Genomic DNA, 17,358 nt, shown 5'->3' with positions numbered 1-17,358 from the left:
TGGCGTCTATTCTGAAGGGGCGCGGATGCTACGCCAGCGCCGCGGCGAAGTCCAGCAAACCGCCCGCCAACGCGCTGACGCGCGTCAAACCTGAGCGCACCGCGCCGGGTGTAGCGTCACAGCCAAGAAGACTCACAAAGGAGGCAGCCATGACGACCCCGCAAGATCTGAGGACTCTCGCCCTGCTAGGCCACGCGGGCGCCGGCAAAACGACACTGATCGAATCAGTCCTCGTTTCCGCCGGCGCGATTCCACAGGCAGGCAGCGTAGACCGCGGCACCACGGTCTGCGACTACGATCCACTCGAAAAGGAACATGGTCACTCCGCCAAACTGGCGGTTGCAAACTTCGAACGCGCCGGCACCCTGGTGCACCTGCTGGACACGCCCGGATTCCCCGACTTCGCTGGTCAGGCGCTTGCCGCACTGGATGCGGCGGACACGGTCGCCACCGTCGTTAACGCGCAGAACGGCATCGAAATCACGGCCCGCCGGGCAATGCTCTGGGCCCAGACACGCAAGCTCTGCCGCCTCGTCGTTGTGAACAAGATCGACGCCGAGCGGGTAAACCTCCCCGCCCTCGTTGAAGAGCTTCAGGCCGCCTTCGGGCGCGAATGCCTGCCGATCAACCTGCCGGCCGATGGAGGAAGCCGCGTCGTCGACTGCTTCTTCAACCTGAGCGGAGACGCAACCGATTTCAGCTCAATCGAGGACGCACACCGTGCCCTGGTTGAGCAGGTCGTCGAAGTGGACGAAGCGCTGACCGAGCGTTACCTCGAAGGCGAAGAGATCGCACCGGAAGCGCTGCACGACGCGTTCGAACGCGCGCTGCGTGAGGATCACCTGGTTCCGGTGCTGTTCGTATCCGCCCGCACCGGTGCCGGCATCCCGGAGCTGATCGATTTCATCGTGCGCCTCGCGCCCAGCCCGCTCGAAGGCAACCCGCCGCTTTTCGAGAAATGGCCAGGCGGCAATGCCGACGCAGCGGAGCCCCTGATCGCCAGCCACGACCCAAACGACCATGCGCTGGCCCATGTATTCAAAGTCGAAGTCGACCCTTACATGGGCAAGATCGGCGTGGTGCGAGTGCTGCAAGGCACGCTCACGCCGGATACCCAGCTGTATGCCGGCGAGGCACGCAAGCCTTTCCGTGTCGCTCATTTGTTCCGCATGCAGGGCAAGCAGCTCACCCCGATTGATCGCGCGGGCCCCGGCGAGATCTGCGCGATCACGAAGATCGACGACATGGCCTTCGATGCTGTCCTCCACGATGCCCCGGAAGACGCAGTGATCCACTTCCACCCGCTGCCGATTCCGCATGCGGTGTACGGCTTGGCCGTACGCGTCAAACGCCGTGGAGACGAACAGAAGCTCGCCGAGATCCTCCACCGTCTGGCCGCGGAAGATCCGGGCCTGCACGTCGAGCACGACGTCACCACCCACGAGGCGTTGATTCGCGGCCAAGGCGAGCTGCACCTGAGCCGTATCCTCGAAAAGATGCGCGCACAGTACAAGCTCGAAGTGGACAGTCACCCGCCAACGATTCCTTACCGCGAGACCATCACGCTCGCTGCGGAAGGCCACCATCGCCACAAGAAGCAAAGCGGCGGTGCCGGTCAGTTCGGTGAGGTCTACCTGAAGATCGCCCCGCTCGCCCGCGGCGAAGGGTTCCGCTTTGTCGACGCCGTCAAGGGCGGCACGATCCCGGGTGTGTTCATTCCCGCAGTGGAAAAAGGCGTGCGCGACGTGCTCGGTGGCGGTGCGATTGCCGGCTTCCCGGTGCAGGATCTGGAGGTCACCGTGTATGACGGCAAGACCCACCCGGTCGACGGCAAGGAAGTCGCTTTCATCACGGCGGGTCGGAAGGCCTTCCTCGATGCAATCAGCAAGGCGCGCGGCATGGTGCTGGAGCCGATTGTGAACCTGGAGGTCACAGTGCCCGAGATGGCCATCGGTGACGTGAACGGCGAACTCGCACTTCGACGCGGTCAGGTCACGCAGACCGGCACGGCACGCGGCGGCATGGTGACCATCAATGCACGAGCACCGCTCGCCGAGCTGAACGACTTTCAGGGGCGCCTGAAGTCAATCACTGGCGGACAAGGCAGTTACACGCTGGAGATGGCCGACTATGAACCAGCCCCGCCAAACGTACAGCAGGCATTGACTGCTGCGTTCAAACCGGTCGACGAGGAGTAAGCGACCGCGCCGCCGCGACGCCACCACGCGCGTCGCGGCGCCGGCCCGCCCGGCTCGGGCAAAATGGGAACATGTCGTCATCTTCCCGCCATATCGCGCTGGTGACCGGCGCCAACGGCTTTGTTGGCACGGCACTGATTCCACAGCTCAAAGCACGCGGCTACCGTGTGCGCGCTGCACTTCGCCAACCTCGGCCGGGCCCCTGGGACGAATCCGTTGTCGTCGGCGACCTGAATTTGCCGGTCGACTGGCGTGTCGCAGTGTCGGGTGTCGATGCTATCTGGCATCTGGCCGCGCGGGTGCACGTGATGCAGGAAAGCGAACGCGACCCACTGGCCGCATTCCGGCGCGTCAATGTGGCGCGAACGGCGGAACTCTGTGCCGCAGCCGCGGCTGCCGGTGTGCGGCGCCTGGTCTACCTCAGCTCAGTCAAGGTCAATGGCGAATCCAGCGCACCGGAACATCCTTTCCGCCCCGAGGACCCGCCCGCTCCCGCTGACCCCTACGCCGTTTCCAAACTGGAAGCCGAGGCGGCGGTGCTGACCTCGTGCGTGGACGCCGTCGTGCTGCGCCCCCCGCTCGTCTACGGCCCTGGCGTCGGCGCAAACTTCGCGCGCTTGTTGCACTTAGTACGGAAGGGATACTGGCTGCCGCTCGGCGCCATCCAGAACCGCCGCGATCTGGTCTTCGTCGGTAATCTCGCCGACGCGCTGTGCCTGCTTGGAGAGCATCCGGACGCCGTCGGCAAGGTGTTTCTCATCAGTGACGGCGAGCCCCTGAGTACGCCAGCGCTGATCCGCGCAGTGGGCAACGCGCTCGGAAGGTCCGCACACCTGATTCCAGTACCCCCCAAAGTGCTCAGAGGAGTGCTGACGCTTTGCGGCAAAGAAGCGGAAGCCGATCGTCTGCTTGGTTCGCTCGAAGTCGACATCAGCGCCCTGACCCACGGCCTTGGCTGGCGCCCTCGCTACACCGTGAAAGAGGCGCTCGCCGCAACAGTTGCCGCCTACTGACCCTCAGCGCCCGTCGTCACCCAGCTCAAACGCGAGCTCAAGTTCGAAACGAGCATCCCGCAGCCCCGCCGGAAGGTTAATCCGCGCCGCCGCTTTCATCAGCGCCTCTCGCAGCCGCGCCTCCAACTCGCGGCTGCTTTGCTGCCCGCTGAAACTCACGGCAAGCAAGCGACCGCCGTCGCCGAACACCAGGTGCGCCTCGGTGCTGGCGCCCGCGGCATCTGCTGGCAAGGAGACGCCGGCCAATCCGCTCGCGAGTGCCACCTTCAGGCCGCGCAAAGCCCCGGCATCGAGCCCCTGAAGTTCGGGCGCCAGCGGCGCCGAGTCGGGCGCACGCTTGGGCATATCTACCGCGCGAGCGGTGCGAGCCCGCCCATTCGTCGGCTGCAGCGACCGGTTTGCTTGGCGTGGTGCAGGCACGGCCGGCACCGCCGCCGCGCTCAAAAGTCGTGGGGCCGCAACATCGCCCGATGCGCCAGCGCCACGGCCAGCCCCTTGAGCCGAAAGCCGAACCCGCAAACTGCGAGCGCCGGCGTCGATCGTTGGAAACAGAAACAACGCAGCGCCATGTACCGCAATCGACAACAAAAGCGCCCAATACAACGGACGCCCCTGGCCTGTCGCGCGACACATTGAAGTAGTCATTGAAATCACACATGCAAGGCGTATGCTCTATACGATTGTAGAGAGAGAGTCGCCGTGATCCTCGTTGAACGCGGCACGGTCGCGGGCAATTCGCGACGGCCGCTGATCCTCACGCTTGATGTGCATGGCCAGCCCTTCCGCTGGGTCAGCTGGCAGCATGCGGTGATCTACTATGCGAGGGATCAGGTCGCCTGGTCCGCTGGCGACAACGAGTTCATGATCCAGGGCGGTATGCGCCGTGATACCGGGCTGCGTTCCGTAATCACGGCAAACAGCATCATCGCCATACGCGGCAAGGCGCTCAGCCAGCGCGCGCTGCATCGGGTTCCACCGCTTTCGAATCGCGAACTCTTCCACCGTGACCGTCAGGTCTGCGGCTATTGCGGCACGCATCTGCCCGCCGGCAAGCTCACGCGCGATCACGTCCTTCCCGTATCGCAAGGCGGTCGAGACATTTGGATGAACGTCGTTACCGCCTGCCGCCCATGCAATCAGCGCAAAGGCGGTCGCACGCCTGAGCAGGCGCGCATGGAGCTGATCTATGCCCCGTACGTGCCGAACAAGGCCGAGTACCTGATCCTCTGCAACCGCAACATCCTGGCGGATCAGATGGACTTCCTTGCCCGGCACGTGCCGCGGCAGAGTCGCGTTCTGGTCGGCTAACCGCCCAGCGTTGGGCGCAAGAGCCCCTCGGCGCGCAATCGCTCCGTTTCTGCGAAGCGTTGCTCGATCAACTCATGGAATTTGCCCGCCCGCGTTTCTGCGTTAAGGCTGGGGTCATTGCGCAGCTGATTAACGGCTTGCTGCGCATCTTCAATGCGCTGACGCCAGCTCGCCCACGATGCATCGACGGCGGCAGAGCGCGCCGCTGCATCCGGCAGAGGCTGTGGCTCCACTTCCCGGCTACCCTGCCCCGCAAGCTGCGCCGCCAGCAAGCGCTCGTCGTCACCGAAGAAAGCCTCAGCCCAGCTTGGGCCCATGCTGCGGCGTCGTGCCGCCGCCGCGGCGCGAGCGCTCTGTTCAAGCGCCGCACGGTCAGCCGGAACAACGCCCGCCACGGCGACCATGGCGTCCTGATACACGCGCCACACTTGCGATGCATCCTGCCCCGCCTTTGGGCCGCAAGCTTCGGCCGCCTCGGCCGACAGCACCAGGGCGAGCTCGTCGGCAGACATCGGGCCGAGCTGATTGCCGTACCAATCCATGCGCTCGCGAATCCGCCGATCGGGCCGCAAACCACCGTCTGCCGCGCAGACCCATCTTCCGTCCGGCTCAACCCCAGCGAGCACACCGCCGCGAGCGGCCACCCGCAACTCACTCAGTGTGCGTTGGGCAAGCTGGCTCGACAGGAAAGGAAGGCCCGCGGAACCCCTCGCGCCACTCACGTCTGCCGGCTTCTGGTGCGCACTTTCGGTTCGCGCGGGCACCACGCTACTTGGCGCACGAGCGAGGCAGAGCAGCAAAACTACCGCCGCAAAAGCGGCGGTAGTAGCGATGACAATGCGTTTCACAGTCCCAGGTTCCGCAGGCGGTTCGCCTGAGCGCGGTAGAACGACACCGGATTGGTGCTGAAGAGCCCGCGCAGGCCGAAGACATGGTTCATTTCGTCGATATGGTTCCACCCGTAGTCGTCACGCAGCACACGCCCCCAATGCGAGGAACAGCGCGACACAAGGCCGTCGTTGGCCTCGAAACCGAACACGAGTGACGACGCCACCAGCATCGGATCGAGGACGTCCAGCACGTTGGTCGCCACCGAGGTGCCGCCCACCGAGTAGTACCGCACACCGTTTACGGCCAGCTCCGCACCGTTTCCGCAATACGAAGTCGGCGCACCAGCCGGGAAACGTCTATTGAAGTCGCGGGCGCCAGCCGTATTGAGCGACGCAAGCGACCCGAGCGCGTCCTGAGGCGATCCGTTGCCGGACAGCAAGCCGATCAGTTGCCCGAGACCGTTGACGAGGGCCGCAACCAGATCGGTCGTGCCGGTCACGCTGGTGCCCGCCTTGATGAGGTCCGCCACCTTGCTACCGTCGTGCGGCGCACCAACCGTGGTGACCGACGCCACGATGCCGGGTGCCACGCCGGCGACGTAGCGGGAAGTCGCCCCGCCATGACTGTGGCCAATCAGGTTGAAGCGTTCGTAGCCGTACTTCGCCCGCAGCGTTTCAAGGTATTGAAGCAACTGCTCACCGCGCGCCTCGTTACTGTTCAGGGCCGATATCGATGCCACAAAAACCGTGGCGCCGCCGGCGCGAAGGTTCTCTGGAATGCCGTACCAGTAATTGATCGCACCGATAGAGTCAAAACCCATCATTCCGTGCACGAGCACGATCGGGTACCGCGTCTGCGTATAGGTGTCGGCCGAAACCACTGGCGACAACAGCAGGGCAATGAAACAGACAAAGATGCGCAAGCGTTTGTGATTCACCTTCTCCTCCTTCAGGTGTTTGTTGTGTTTTCCGTACGCACCCGTAGCGATAGCCGGCACCAGAAAGCTTGAATGGCGGGCCCGCTAGCAGCGATCGTTCGAGTTGCTCTCGGGCAAGCCACGTCGAACGCAGAGCTATGCATCCACTCCGGATACGCCGGATTTATTGGTATAGCGGCATGCAGGGCATTGTCACGTTGCAATGCGGTAGCGGCATCGCAGCGTACGGTTACGTATCGCTTCGGGGCACCGGAGCTCGGCACCATTAGTTGCAAGTCGCAACGTAAAAAAATACCGTTGGCGGATTGCGCCTGGAGCACCGAAGATGCCGTCGCTAACCCTACGAACGCTGGCTGAACGCGTGCTCGCCGCAGAACGGCGCCTCTTTCGCCGCATGTCGGACTGCAGCGATGCCCAGATGGGCCTGCTGCTGCGCATTGCCGGCGCCAACACGATTGCGATGCGCGAACTGGTGCGGCAGACCGGTTGGGAGAAGAGCGCCGTCACCCGCGCGACCGACGTACTTCACGCACGGGGCTTGGTCACCAAGGAGCCCGACGCAGCAGACGCTCGCGCGCTGCTGCTTGCCGCCACGCCAAGTGGACATCAGCTCGCGAGGCAAGTCACCGCGTTGCTCGACACCGAGGCGCGAGCGCTGATTGGCGGTCTCGCGCCAGCGGACCGGGCGGCGGCGGACCGCATCTTGAGTCGACTCTGCCACCTGCTAGACGCCGATGCGCGGGTGGCCGGGCCGGAACTTGAGTAACATACGCGCCGGTTGCACCGGCCGGGGGGGCGGTGCCGAGATCCCACCGTGGACCGATTCATGCGTTTTCTGCTTGCCGCGTTGCTGGTCGTATTCGCATTCGCTTCATCTCAAGCTCGCGCGGAGGACCGCGTGGTCCGTCTGGCGTCACTCGAATGGCCGCCGTACACCGGCGCGAACATTTCCGAGGGCGGCACCGTTACCGATACCGTGCGGCGAGCGCTTGCCGCATCGGGCTACAAGTTGGTCGTCGAATATCACCCCTGGCCCAAGGCGGTCGCGCTCGGAGAAACCGGCAAGGGGTTTGCTGGCTACTTCCCAAGCTACTACTCGTCTGACCGGGATCGCCGCACCGAACTCTCCGACCCTGTCGGCGAAAGCCCGCTCGGCTTCGCCCAGCGCGCCGATTCGCCAAGCATCTGGGCAACGCTGGACGACCTGAAATCACTGCGGATCGGCGTGGTCGAGGGTTACATCAACACCACCGCCCTGGACCGACGGATCGCGAGCGGCGAACAGAATTCGGACAGCACCCTCGACGACGTCAGCAACCTGATGAAGCTCGCTGCGGGCCGCATCGACCTTGCCGTGATCGACTCGAAAGTCTTCGCCAATCTGATGGGCAACGACCACCGGCTCGTTGGTATGCGCGGGCAGCTCGTGATGAACTCCCGCCTGCTCGAGCTCAAGAGCCTTCACGTTGCCTTCCGCCGCACCCCCGAGGGAAAGAAGCTCTCTCGCGCGCTCAGCGAGGGGCTGCGAAAGATTGGCTACCAGGCGCCAGTCTTCAATCAGGGCAGCGATTGATCGTTCGGCCGCAAGGCGACGACGCCACGCCGCAAGCTCAACGATGAAGCTTTACTACGCCGACGAGTTCGTACTGCCCTTGCCCGAGGGGCACCGGTTTCCCATGGCGAAATACCGGATGCTGCGCGAAGCCTTGCTGGCCACCGGCCGCTTTGCGGCAAGCGATTTCTGCATACCGGACGCCGCCGACGACGCGACCTTGCAACTGGCCCACACCGCCGACTATGTCCGCCGGGTTGTCTGCGGCGAGTTGGCGGCCGACGAGATTCGTCGCATCGGCTTTCCGTGGTCGCCCGAAATGGTTGAGCGCTCACGCCGTTCCACGGGCGCAACGATTGCGGCGTGCCGCAGCGCACTTGCGGATGGATGCTCGGCCAACCTTGCCGGCGGCACTCACCACGCACATGCGGATTTCGGATCGGGCTTCTGCGTGTTCAACGATGCCGCCGTCGCAGCGCGCTGCATGCTGGCAGAAGGCCACCTATCGCGCGTTGCGATCATCGACTGCGACGTCCACCAGGGCGACGGCACCGCCGCAATCCTCGCGGGTGATCCGCGCGCCTTCACCTTCAGCATGCATGGGGCAAAGAACTTCCCCTTCCGCAAACAGACGAGCGATCTCGATATTGAGTTGCCAGACGGCACCGGCGATGCCGATTACATGGCCGCGCTGGCGCATGGGTTGGAGACGACGTTTGACCGGTCACGGCCTCAGCTTGTGATCTATCTTGCAGGTGCCGACCCCTTCGAGGGCGATCGCCTTGGTCGGCTGGCGCTGAGCCGCGACGGCCTTGCTGCAAGGGACCAGGCGGTGTTCGATGCCTGTCTCGCGCATCGTGTTCCACTCGCCATCGCCATGGCCGGCGGCTACGCAAACGATATCGGTGACACGGTTGCGATCCACTGCGAAACCGTTTCGCGTGCGCATCAGTGCTTCTTCGCTGCCGCGGACGCGCGTCACCGATGAAGCTCCTCGGGGTCGACTTCACCTCCGCACCTTCGCGGCGCAAGCCAATTACCGTGGCGCACGGGCGACTTGAAGGCGGCACGCTCGTATGCGAAGCGCTTGCCCGTCACGAGGCATGGCTCAGCTTCGAGCAACTGCTGCGCGCGCCCGGCCCCTGGCTTGGGGCCTTCGATTTCCCCTTTGGATTGCCGCGTGACGGCGTGAGCAAGCTGGGGTGGCCCGATCGCTGGTCGGAATTGGTCGCCCACTGTGCCGCGCTCGGTAAGCAGGCGTTCAAGTCAGCACTCGACGCAGATCGCACGGAACGCCCCTACGGCGAGCGCTATCCACATCGCGCCACCGATATCCCGGCCCGCAGCCACAGCCCGTTCAAACTTGTGAATCCGCCCGTCGGCATGATGTTTCTTGAAGGTGCCCCGCGACTGCTCGCGGCCGGTGTCACCATTCCAGGCATGTGCCAGGCCGACCCGCTGCGTATCGCCGTAGAGGCTTACCCCGCCTTGGTGGCGCGCAAGGTGAGCGGTGCGTCCTACAAGAGCGACGAGCGCACCAAGCAAACGCCTGAGCGCGAGCGCGTCCGGTCCGAGATCGTGGCAGCCCTGTCCGGCGGCCAACTGACGCCCGGCCTGACTGTTCGCTTGCCAGATAAACTAAAAGTCGAGGCATGTTCCGACGGCAGTGGCGACCTGCTCGATGCCCTGCTCGCACTCACCCAGGCGGCCACAGCCTGGTCGGCGCGAGCCGAAAACTATGGATTGCCGCGCAACTTCGACCCTGTGGAGGGTTGGATTGTTGGTGCGAGTGATGCGTTGAAGGAAAAATAATCCTTGCCAAATCCGGAAAGCAGATACACACTACCGGTTCGCCGAATTTCAAGCAGTGTGCAGTTGCAGTAGCTAGGCCCCGCAGCAGTTCTGCGTGCGGTTCTCCGGTTCTCGATCACTTCCGTCTTGATTTTCAATTTTTCCGGGTAAGGCGAATACCCAAATTTTTTCATCAGGACGCTAGATACATGGCTACCGGTACCGTTAAGTGGTTCAACGAATCCAAAGGCTTCGGCTTCATCACCCCGGATGAGGGCGGCGACGATCTGTTCGCGCACTTCTCCGCAATCCAGACCAAGGGTTTCCGCACGCTCGCCGAAGGCCAGCGCGTGAACTTTGATGTCACGACCGGCCCGAAGGGCAAGCAAGCGTCGAACATCCGCCCCGAGTAATCAGCCACGGGCTGATGCTTGCGAAAAGCCCGGTTCGCCCGGGCTTTTTTGTTGCCGCCCCAATAAACACGCAGACGTCCGGGTCTGCATCGGACAGGAGCCATGAATGGCGAAGGAAGAACTGCTGGAAATGAACGGCGTCATCGAAGAAGTGATGCCCGATACGCGCTTCAAGGTGATTCTCGACAATGGCATCGGCGTGATCGCCTACGCCTCCGGCAAGATGCGCAAGCACCGCATCCGTATCCTCGCCGGCGACAAAGTGACGCTGGAAATGTCGCCGTATGACCTGACCAAGGGGCGGATCACGTTCCGCCACAAAGACGAGCGTGGTCCCGCAATGGGCGCCGCGCCTGGCCAGAACGGCCCGCGCCGCTGACCTACCCCGCCCGGCAGTCGATGAGCTGCCGTGCTTGCGCGGACCTTATGGTCCGCGCCACCTCGTCGCCGGCTCGGCGACGCGCATTTCCTCTGCGTACCCGATAACCCTCTTGGCGTTTACCCGCCGGAGGGCTGTTCGCATGCCCGCTTGCGCGCTTGCTGCCTGGACAGCGCGAGTTCCGCTATTGGTCAGATTGAATTCCTGAATTGGTGTGGCTCGCCCCCCGAACCTACACTTCATTCAACCCCGCCGGAAAGCAAACACCGCATCAGACGGTACGCACCGGCACCGGAATCCACACCAAGGAACTTTGAACATGAACAACGAAATCAGCCTTCGTTTCCGCCACGCCGCGGGTGCCACGGTCAACGCCGACAGCCATTTCGCCACCGCGGTTGACCACGCCCGCACTGGCCGCTTCGAGGAAGCAGTCGAAGCTTTCCGCACCGTCCTGAGTTTCGTTCCGGACCGCACCGACGCCTGGCAAGGCCTCGGCTATTGCTACCGCAAGCTGCACAGCTACGCCCAGGCCAACGAAGCCTACGGCGAAGCGCAGCGCCTTGATCCGTCGCGCGGCGCAATGTGGTTCAACGCACCTGTCTCGGCGATTGCCGCGCACTGATTCATTGGGCCTTCGGGCCAAGGCGATCAGCTGTACAACCCCGGCCTTGAGCCGGGGTTTTCGTTTCTGAGCGTCCCGCTTGCCGACCCCCTAGAATGGCGGTACTCAGGGAGGAATGGCGCGTGACTGCCACAATCGCGAACTGGATACTTTCGACCGCCGCAATACGTTCGGTGGAGTCGGTCTACAAGGACGCAGCGCCCACGCTGATGCAACGCGCCGGCCACGCTGCCGCCCGGCTCGTCGAGCAGCTCCATCTTCCCCCGGGGCCGATCCTGGTTCTGGCCGGCCCTGGCAACAATGGCGGCGATGGTCTGGTTCTCGCAAGCGAACTGAGACAGCGAGGCCGTGAGGTCGTTGTTGCCTTTCTCGGCGATGCCGACCGCCTGCCCCCCGATGCCGCCGCTGCAATGGCCGCGTGGCTACAGGGCGGCGGCGCGCTGGCACGAGAGTTCAAGTCCGACGGCTGGGTGCTGGCCGTCGACGCGCTATTTGGTATTGGACTAACGCGCCCGCTGACTGGCCAGGTCGCCGAATGGGTCGGACGCTTCAACGCGCTCAAGTGCCGCCGCCTGTCGCTCGATATTGCAAGCGGCATCGATGCCGATACTGGCCGCGCTCTGGGTTGCGCGGTGCGCGCAACCGACACCTTGAGCTTCATCGCCTGGAAGCCGGGTTTGATGACGCTGGACGGGCCTGACCATTGCGGTCGGCTCCATCTGGCAACGCTGGACGTCACGGTGGACCAGCACTATGACGCCGGTCGCCTGATCACCCGCAGCAACTTCGAGACCCTCCTCACGCCGCGCCCTCGCAACAGCCACAAAGGGCTCTATGGCGACGTCGGCATTGTCGGCGGCGCGAGCGGCATGGTCGGTGCGGCCTGGATCGCCGGCCGCGCTGCCCTGGCGCTCGGTGCCGGGCGGGTGTTCGTCGGATGCCTGGCGGCCGACGCACCGGCGTTGGACCCCAGCGCCGTCGAGCTGATGATGCGCCGCGCCGACGAAGTGCCTTCATTGGCTTCCGTATTGGCGGTTGGCCCCGGCCTGGGACAACACGAGCCAGCACGCGCGCTGCTAAAGCGCTGCCTGGCGTTTGCAGGCCCTCTCGTGCTGGATGCGGACGCACTCAATCTGATTGGCGCCGATCCCGACCTGGAAACGCTTCTGATCGCCCGTCCGCACGATACTTTGATGACCCCGCACCCAGCCGAAGCGGCGCGCCTGCTTCAATCGACAACCGCCGCCGTTCAGGCGGACCGCGTCGCGACCGCCAAGGCGCTCGCTCGGCGTTACCGCGCACACATTGCGCTCAAAGGTTGCGGTACCGTCGTGGCACACCCCGACGGCGCCTGGGCGATCAACACCAGCGGAAATCCTGGCATGGCCGTGGCCGGAATGGGCGACGCCCTCACCGGCTTCGCTGCAAGCCTGCTGGCCCAGCAATGGCCCGCGCCGATGGCGCTTGAGGCTGCGGTGCATCTGCATGGCGCCGCGGCGGACGCGCTGGTCGCAAACGGCGTCGGTCCGGTCGGGCTGCGCGCCAGCGAAGTGATCGACGCAGCACGTCGCATCAGAAACGCCTGGACCAGCGAGTCTGCATGAGGTGCTCGCGACCGCGATTTGCGGGACGACGCAATGGGTAAGCAGAGCGCTCCTCGCCCGATACGCGGCGTCGTACTCTTCTGCGTCGCAGTGGTGCTCTTTGCCTGTCTTGACGCTACGGCCAAGCACCTGTCGCAGCACTGGCCGGTCGCCATGCTCGCCTGGGGGCGTTATGTGGTGCATTTCGTGCTGATGACAGCCTTCCTAGCACCGACCTGGCGAGGGCGACTGTTGGCGACCGAACGCCCAGTACTGCAGAGCGTACGTGGCCTGAGCCTGGTCGCCGTAACCGTCCTTGCAATGGCTGCCTTCAAGCGCATGCCGCTGGCCGAAGCCACAGCCCTACTCTTCGCATCGCCCCTTCTGGTCGCGCTGCTCGCACGGCCAATTCTCGGCGAGCACATCGGAAAGCTGCGTTGGACCGCCGTGCTGCTCGGATTCACCGGCGTTGTCATGCTGACGCGACCGGGCAGCGGGCTCGATCCGGTGGGTGTCGCGTGCGCGCTGGCGGCCGCCGTCGCCTACGCCGGCTACCAGTTGATGACTCGCACACTGAGCCACGTCAGCCATCCCGTCACAATGCTTTACTACACCGCGCTCGCTGGCACCGTCAGCCTCTCGCTGGCGCAGCCCTTGATCGGCCCGCTTAGCTGGCCCGGTTGGCTGGACGGCGGCATGATCGTCGCCCTCGGCCTGTTTGGTGGGACGGGTCACTACCTGCTCACGCGCGCGTTTCGCGAAGCGCCAGCCTCATTGCTGTCGCCGCTGATCTACACGCAGTTGATCTGGGCAGCCCTGCTCGGTTGGCTTGTTTTCGGCAACACGCCGTCTGCTGCCACGATCGCGGGCATGCTTGTAATCGGCGCCTCGGGTTTGCTCATTGCTTACGACAGCACGCGCAGCAGCTAACGAAGCAACGCCGAACGTTGGAGCACCGGCGCAAGCCGGCTCAGGGCTTCCTGCAAACGGCTTCGACTACTTGCAGCCCCAAGCGAGACGCGGAGACCGGCGGGCTCGGCATGGGTCGCAGCCGCAAAGGTTTCCGAAGGCACCACCGCAACGCCTTCACGCCTCGCGACCTCCGCAACGCGCTGCGGATCACGACCGCGCGCCAGCGGCAGCCACAGATGCGGAGACACCGTCGCCCCTTCGAGCTCGTAATCAGCGAGGGCCGCTTGGGTCAGCTTCCAGCGTGCCGCCAATTCGCGCCGCTGGCGCGTCAGGCGGCCCTTTGCGGCCCCACCCACGATCCACCGTCTGGCGATTTCCGCTCCAAGCGGTGAGACATACCAGTGCGTATGGTGCTCGAGCGCCTCCTGACGTCCGTGAAGCGCTGGAGGCAGCACGAGGTAGCCAAGCCGCAGGCCAGGCGCCACTGTCTTGGACAAGCCACTGACATGACAGACTCGCTCCGGCGCGAGGCTGGCCAACGATGTTGGCGAAATCGGCATCAGGGCGCCATACACGTCTTCTTCAATCAGCATCAGATCATGACGCCGCGCGACGGCAACAATCGCCTCACGCCTTTCGATGCTCCATGTGCGCGCGGTGGGGTTGTGCAAGGTCGGCATGCAGACCAGGCATTTCAGCCCCTGCAAGGCAGCACGTTCAAGCGCATCCGGCAGGATGCCATCGCGATCAATCGGCAGCGCATGAAGCCGTAATCCACGGCTGCGCGCAATCGCCTTCAAGCCAGGCCAGCAAAGGCTCTCGCACCCCACGACCGTAGCGCCGGCCGCAGCAAGCGCCGCTTCCATCGCGTGCTGCGCGCCGGCACAAAGGACGATGCGCTCCGCCACGCAATTCACGCCGTGCTGGACAAGCCAACTCTCGGCGGCCAAGCGGTGCAGATGAAGATCCCCCGGCGTCGGATAGTCGGCAAAGCGCTCGAGCTCGCCCTCTTCTAGCAAAGCTGCAACAGCCTTTGCGAGGCCGTCATCGCCCACCAGCTTGGGCGGCGTGTTGGTCGATAGGTCGATCAGCGAATCCTGCGGTCTGTCGGCGAACGCGAAGAGACGTGCCTCTGCCGCGCCGCCGAGCACGAACGTGCCGCGCCCCACCTCACCGCCGATCAGGCGCCGCCGTTCGGCCTCGCGGTATGCGCGCGTCACCGTGCTGACGTTGATGCCCAGCAGATCCGCCATCAGACGATGCGTTGGAAGGCGGTCGCCGGCCTTCAGGGTGCCTCGCCGAATTGCGTCAGCGAGTTGATCCACGATCGCGCGGTAGACCGGACCATCGAGGCCCGCGACGCGGGGCAGCCAAGTTGTCATGCACACAATCCGAACAAATGTGCCTACAAAATGCCATGCATCACCAATCGCCACAAGCGGAGACGACGATGCGGATTTCGCGCGAAGACATCCTTCAAGCCCTGAGCCATGTGCGCCCGCTCGTGCCGGCAACGCCCCAGTACCGCTGGCCCATGCTGTGTGAGGCGCTCGCTTGCGAGACATTGGTCAAGCACGAAAACCACGCACCGACGGGCGCCTTCAAGATACGCGGCGGCCTGAACTACTTTGGCCGACTTGCGGGCCACGCAGGATCACGGAAAGTGGTGTGCGCCACACGGGGGAATCACGGCCAGTCGGTCGCCATGGCCGGCGCTTTGCACGGCTTTGACGTCACGGTCGTGGTGCCACACGGCAACAGCAGCGAGAAGAACGCAGCGATGCGCGCGCTGGGCGCCTCGGTGGTCGAATACGGTGACGATTTCCAGGCTGCGCGCGAGCATGCAGGCCGTCTGGCGCAAACGCACGGTTGGCACCAGGTGCCGGCATTCCATGAGGCGCTGATCGCCGGTGTCGCCACCTATGCGTGGGAGTTCCTCTCCAGCGCCAGCCCGCTCGATATCGTGTACGTGCCGGTGGGCATGGGATCGGGCCTTTGCGGCATGATTGCAGCGCGCGATGCGCTCGGGCTGCATACCGAGATCGTTGGCGTGGTCTCGGCGCATGCCCCTGCCTACGCGCGGGCCTTTGCAAGTGGCATCGAGACCGAAGCGCCGGCTGACACGCTGTTGGCCGATGGGCTCGCATGCCGGAGGACCGACCCCGCCGCACTCGCAATGATTCGTCGCGGTGCCAGTCGCTTCGTCATGGTGACCGACGATGAAATCGCGAACGCGATGCGCCTGCTGTTTGCGACCACCCACAACGTCGCCGAGGGTGCTGGCGCGGCGTCGCTTGCCGCAGCGCTGCAAGAGCGCCCCGCCCTTCGCGGTCGCAGGGCAGGAATCGTCATCACTGGCGGCAATGTGGACACCCACACCTTTGCCGCCGTGCTCGGCCAGAATCGTCCATTCGCCAAGGCCGCGTAGAACGCGAGGCGGACGTGGCGACTCTCGTTCAAGACAACGCAAGTGGGCACACTGAAGGCTCGTATCGCGCATAATCCTTGGCGACCGCGTCGCCGCCGTATACCGTAGCGGCTTGATGTAGCGGCCGAGAAGCCGCGAAATACCGCGCCCTGATCGACGGGCGCGATAGCCTGAAAGCCTGCCATGCAAATCACTGAACAACTCCGCGCCGAAATTCTGCGCAACGTCGCCGCTTCGCTTGCCGAAGACATTGGCACCGGCGATCTCACCGCCCGCCTGATTCCTGCCGACCGCAATGCAAGCGGCCGTGTGATTACCCGCGAAGCCGCAGTCCTGTGCGGCACCGAATGGTTTTCCGCCACCTTCGCTGCGCTGGAACCGGATAGCACGATCGTCTGGCACGCAAAGGACGGCGACCGAATCGAACCGGGCCAATTGCTCTGCGATGTGCTGGCCACAGCGCGATCGTTGCTTACCGCCGAGCGCACTGCATTGAACTTCCTGCAACTGCTCTCGGCAACGGCAACCACGACCAGCGCTTACGTCGAGGCAGTAGCCGGCACGAAAGCGAAGATTGTTGATACGCGCAAGACCTTGCCGGGGCTGCGTCTCGCGCAGAAGTACGCCGTCGCCGTCGGCGGCGGCACCAACCATCGCGTCGGTCTGTACGACGGAATCCTGATCAAGGAAAACCACATCATCTCGGCCGGCAGCATCGCAAAAGCGGTGGAGGCAGCGCGCGCCATTGCCCCTTCAAATGTCTTCATCGAAGTCGAAGTCGAGAACCTCAAGGAGCTACGCGAGGCAATCGACGCCGGCGTCCGGATGGTGCTGCTCGACAACATGTCGCTCGATGAAATGCGCGAGGCAGTGAAGCTGACCGCCGGCCGTGCCGAACTAGAAGCCAGCGGCGGCGTCGGCCTTGAGGGTGTACGGGCGATTGCCGAGGTGGGTGTGGATCGGATCTCCATCGGTCGCCTGACCAAGGATGTCCATGCGATTGACTTGTCTCTGCGGCACACCGAGCGCTGAGATCGCGCCTGAAGCGCAATGCCAATCTGGCTTGCCGCAAAGGCGCTTTAAGGCTATATATGCCGATCGACTTTTGCCGCCCCTTTTGAGCACGTCTGTCCCGTGAGGGGTGGATTCAGGAATCGCCTCGATGTCCGTCTTCTTTGTTGCCTACTACATCGTCTCCATCATCGTACTGGTGCTGCACTTCACCGGATTCCTGAGTCGCCATAACATCGAATGGCTGATCTATATTCTGGCAATCACTGTTTTCCCCGCCGTGATCTACCTTTAGTTGGGCGGCCTCCACAAAAAAGAACGGCCGGAGTTCCCCGGCCGTTCTCGATTGTGAAGCGTTCGAATGATCGGTCGCGTTA

20 protein-coding genes are annotated in these 17,358 nt (G+C 64.1%); 15 read left to right on the top strand and 5 right to left on the bottom strand.

What is annotated here, in order from left to right; translation table 11 throughout:
- Positions 1-28 precede the first annotated feature (28 nt).
- Entirely contained in the window at positions 29-151 is a 123-nt protein-coding gene (locus tag HH302_RS22595) for a hypothetical protein (protein ID WP_256378316.1), read from the bottom strand.
- On the opposite strand from HH302_RS22595, the gene fusA reads away from it, so the two are divergent.
- Together fusA and HH302_RS05925 are read left to right on the top strand one after the other, a co-directional pair.
- Positions 150-2,198, top strand: a complete 2,049-nt coding sequence (gene fusA, locus HH302_RS05930) for an elongation factor G (protein ID WP_172199537.1) — start codon at positions 150-152, stop codon at positions 2,196-2,198. The genes HH302_RS22595 and fusA overlap by 2 nt on opposite strands.
- A gap of 71 nt (positions 2,199-2,269) precedes the next feature.
- Positions 2,270-3,211 (top strand): NAD-dependent epimerase/dehydratase family protein, encoded by a 942-nt coding sequence (locus HH302_RS05925; protein WP_172199534.1) that lies wholly within the window; start codon positions 2,270-2,272, stop codon positions 3,209-3,211.
- A 3-nt stretch (positions 3,212-3,214) separates the two neighbouring features.
- Here the strand turns inward: HH302_RS05925 and HH302_RS05920 are convergent, their stop codons facing one another.
- Positions 3,215-3,556, bottom strand: coding sequence for a hypothetical protein (locus HH302_RS05920; RefSeq protein ID WP_172199531.1), 342 nt, complete (start codon positions 3,554-3,556; stop codon positions 3,215-3,217).
- Between the two features lie 354 nt (positions 3,557-3,910).
- Here HH302_RS05920 and HH302_RS05915 point away from each other — a divergent pair, with 354 nt between their 5' ends.
- A complete protein-coding gene (locus HH302_RS05915; RefSeq protein WP_371814579.1) occupies positions 3,911-4,519 on the top strand; it encodes an HNH endonuclease in 609 nt (202 codons plus the stop codon).
- On the opposite strand, the gene HH302_RS22710 is transcribed toward HH302_RS05915, so the two are convergent.
- Both HH302_RS22710 and HH302_RS05905 read right to left on the bottom strand, forming a co-directional pair.
- Positions 4,516-5,241: a lipase secretion chaperone gene (locus tag HH302_RS22710; RefSeq protein ID WP_172199528.1), complete on the bottom strand. Its 726-nt coding sequence runs from the start codon at positions 5,239-5,241 to the stop codon at positions 4,516-4,518. The two genes, HH302_RS05915 and HH302_RS22710, sit on opposite strands and share 4 nt — an antisense overlap.
- Before the next feature lie 122 nt (positions 5,242-5,363).
- The gene (locus HH302_RS05905) at positions 5,364-6,287 is read right to left on the bottom strand and encodes a triacylglycerol lipase (protein WP_172199525.1); all 924 of its coding nucleotides are present in this window, start codon (positions 6,285-6,287) and stop codon (positions 5,364-5,366) included.
- Positions 6,288-6,612: 325 nt separating this feature from the next.
- Between HH302_RS05905 and HH302_RS05900 the strand changes: the two genes are divergently transcribed.
- The 9 genes from HH302_RS05900 to HH302_RS05860 all read left to right on the top strand — a co-directional run bounded on the left by HH302_RS05900 (position 6,613) and on the right by HH302_RS05860 (position 13,560).
- On the top strand, positions 6,613-7,053 hold the full coding sequence (locus HH302_RS05900; protein WP_172199522.1) for a MarR family transcriptional regulator: 441 nt from the start codon (positions 6,613-6,615) through the stop codon (positions 7,051-7,053).
- 60 nt (positions 7,054-7,113) lie between these two features.
- The gene (locus HH302_RS05895) at positions 7,114-7,860 is read left to right on the top strand and encodes an ABC transporter substrate-binding protein (RefSeq protein WP_172199519.1); all 747 of its coding nucleotides are present in this window, start codon (positions 7,114-7,116) and stop codon (positions 7,858-7,860) included.
- 43 nt (positions 7,861-7,903) lie between these two features.
- Positions 7,904-8,827, top strand: a complete 924-nt coding sequence (locus HH302_RS05890) for a histone deacetylase (protein WP_172199516.1) — start codon at positions 7,904-7,906, stop codon at positions 8,825-8,827.
- Positions 8,824-9,651 (top strand): DUF429 domain-containing protein, encoded by an 828-nt coding sequence (locus HH302_RS05885; protein WP_172199513.1) that lies wholly within the window; start codon positions 8,824-8,826, stop codon positions 9,649-9,651. Before HH302_RS05890 ends, HH302_RS05885 begins: the two co-directional genes overlap by 4 nt.
- Positions 9,652-9,839: 188 nt before the next feature.
- Positions 9,840-10,043 (top strand): cold-shock protein, encoded by a 204-nt coding sequence (locus HH302_RS05880; RefSeq protein WP_172199510.1) that lies wholly within the window; start codon positions 9,840-9,842, stop codon positions 10,041-10,043.
- Between the two features lie 106 nt (positions 10,044-10,149).
- Entirely contained in the window at positions 10,150-10,422 is a 273-nt protein-coding gene (gene infA, locus HH302_RS05875) for a translation initiation factor IF-1 (RefSeq protein ID WP_172199507.1), read from the top strand.
- Positions 10,423-10,741: 319 nt separating this feature from the next.
- Positions 10,742-11,047 carry a tetratricopeptide repeat protein gene (locus HH302_RS05870; protein WP_172199504.1) on the top strand — a complete coding sequence of 102 codons (306 nt, stop codon included), beginning with the start codon at positions 10,742-10,744 and terminating at the stop codon, positions 11,045-11,047.
- A 122-nt stretch (positions 11,048-11,169) separates the two neighbouring features.
- On the top strand, positions 11,170-12,651 hold the full coding sequence (locus HH302_RS05865; protein WP_371814576.1) for an NAD(P)H-hydrate dehydratase: 1,482 nt from the start codon (positions 11,170-11,172) through the stop codon (positions 12,649-12,651).
- Positions 12,652-12,684: 33 nt separating this feature from the next.
- Entirely contained in the window at positions 12,685-13,560 is an 876-nt protein-coding gene (locus HH302_RS05860) for a DMT family transporter (protein ID WP_172199498.1), read from the top strand.
- Here the strand turns inward: HH302_RS05860 and HH302_RS05855 are convergent.
- Positions 13,557-14,924 (bottom strand): PLP-dependent aminotransferase family protein, encoded by a 1,368-nt coding sequence (locus HH302_RS05855; protein ID WP_172199495.1) that lies wholly within the window; start codon positions 14,922-14,924, stop codon positions 13,557-13,559. The two genes, HH302_RS05860 and HH302_RS05855, sit on opposite strands and share 4 nt — an antisense overlap.
- Before the next feature lie 68 nt (positions 14,925-14,992).
- On the opposite strand from HH302_RS05855, the gene HH302_RS05850 reads away from it, so the two are divergent.
- The 3 genes from HH302_RS05850 (at position 14,993) to HH302_RS05840 (ending at position 17,276) form a co-directional block, all read left to right on the top strand.
- Positions 14,993-15,970 (top strand): threonine dehydratase, encoded by a 978-nt coding sequence (locus HH302_RS05850; protein ID WP_172199492.1) that lies wholly within the window; start codon positions 14,993-14,995, stop codon positions 15,968-15,970.
- Positions 15,971-16,153: 183 nt separating this feature from the next.
- Positions 16,154-17,002 carry a carboxylating nicotinate-nucleotide diphosphorylase gene (gene nadC / locus HH302_RS05845; RefSeq protein ID WP_172199489.1) on the top strand — a complete coding sequence of 283 codons (849 nt, stop codon included), beginning with the start codon at positions 16,154-16,156 and terminating at the stop codon, positions 17,000-17,002.
- Between the two features lie 130 nt (positions 17,003-17,132).
- Complete coding sequence (locus HH302_RS05840) at positions 17,133-17,276, top strand: hypothetical protein (protein WP_172199486.1); 144 nt, start codon at positions 17,133-17,135, stop codon at positions 17,274-17,276.
- Positions 17,277-17,358 lie beyond the last annotated feature (82 nt).

This window comes from Niveibacterium sp. COAC-50, assembly GCF_013184235.1.
In the GTDB taxonomy this organism is placed as follows: Bacteria; Pseudomonadota; Gammaproteobacteria; order Burkholderiales; family Rhodocyclaceae; genus Niveibacterium; species Niveibacterium microcysteis.
The sequence above is the reverse complement of the archived record's forward strand: the minus strand, read 5'-3'. Positions and strand labels throughout refer to the sequence as shown.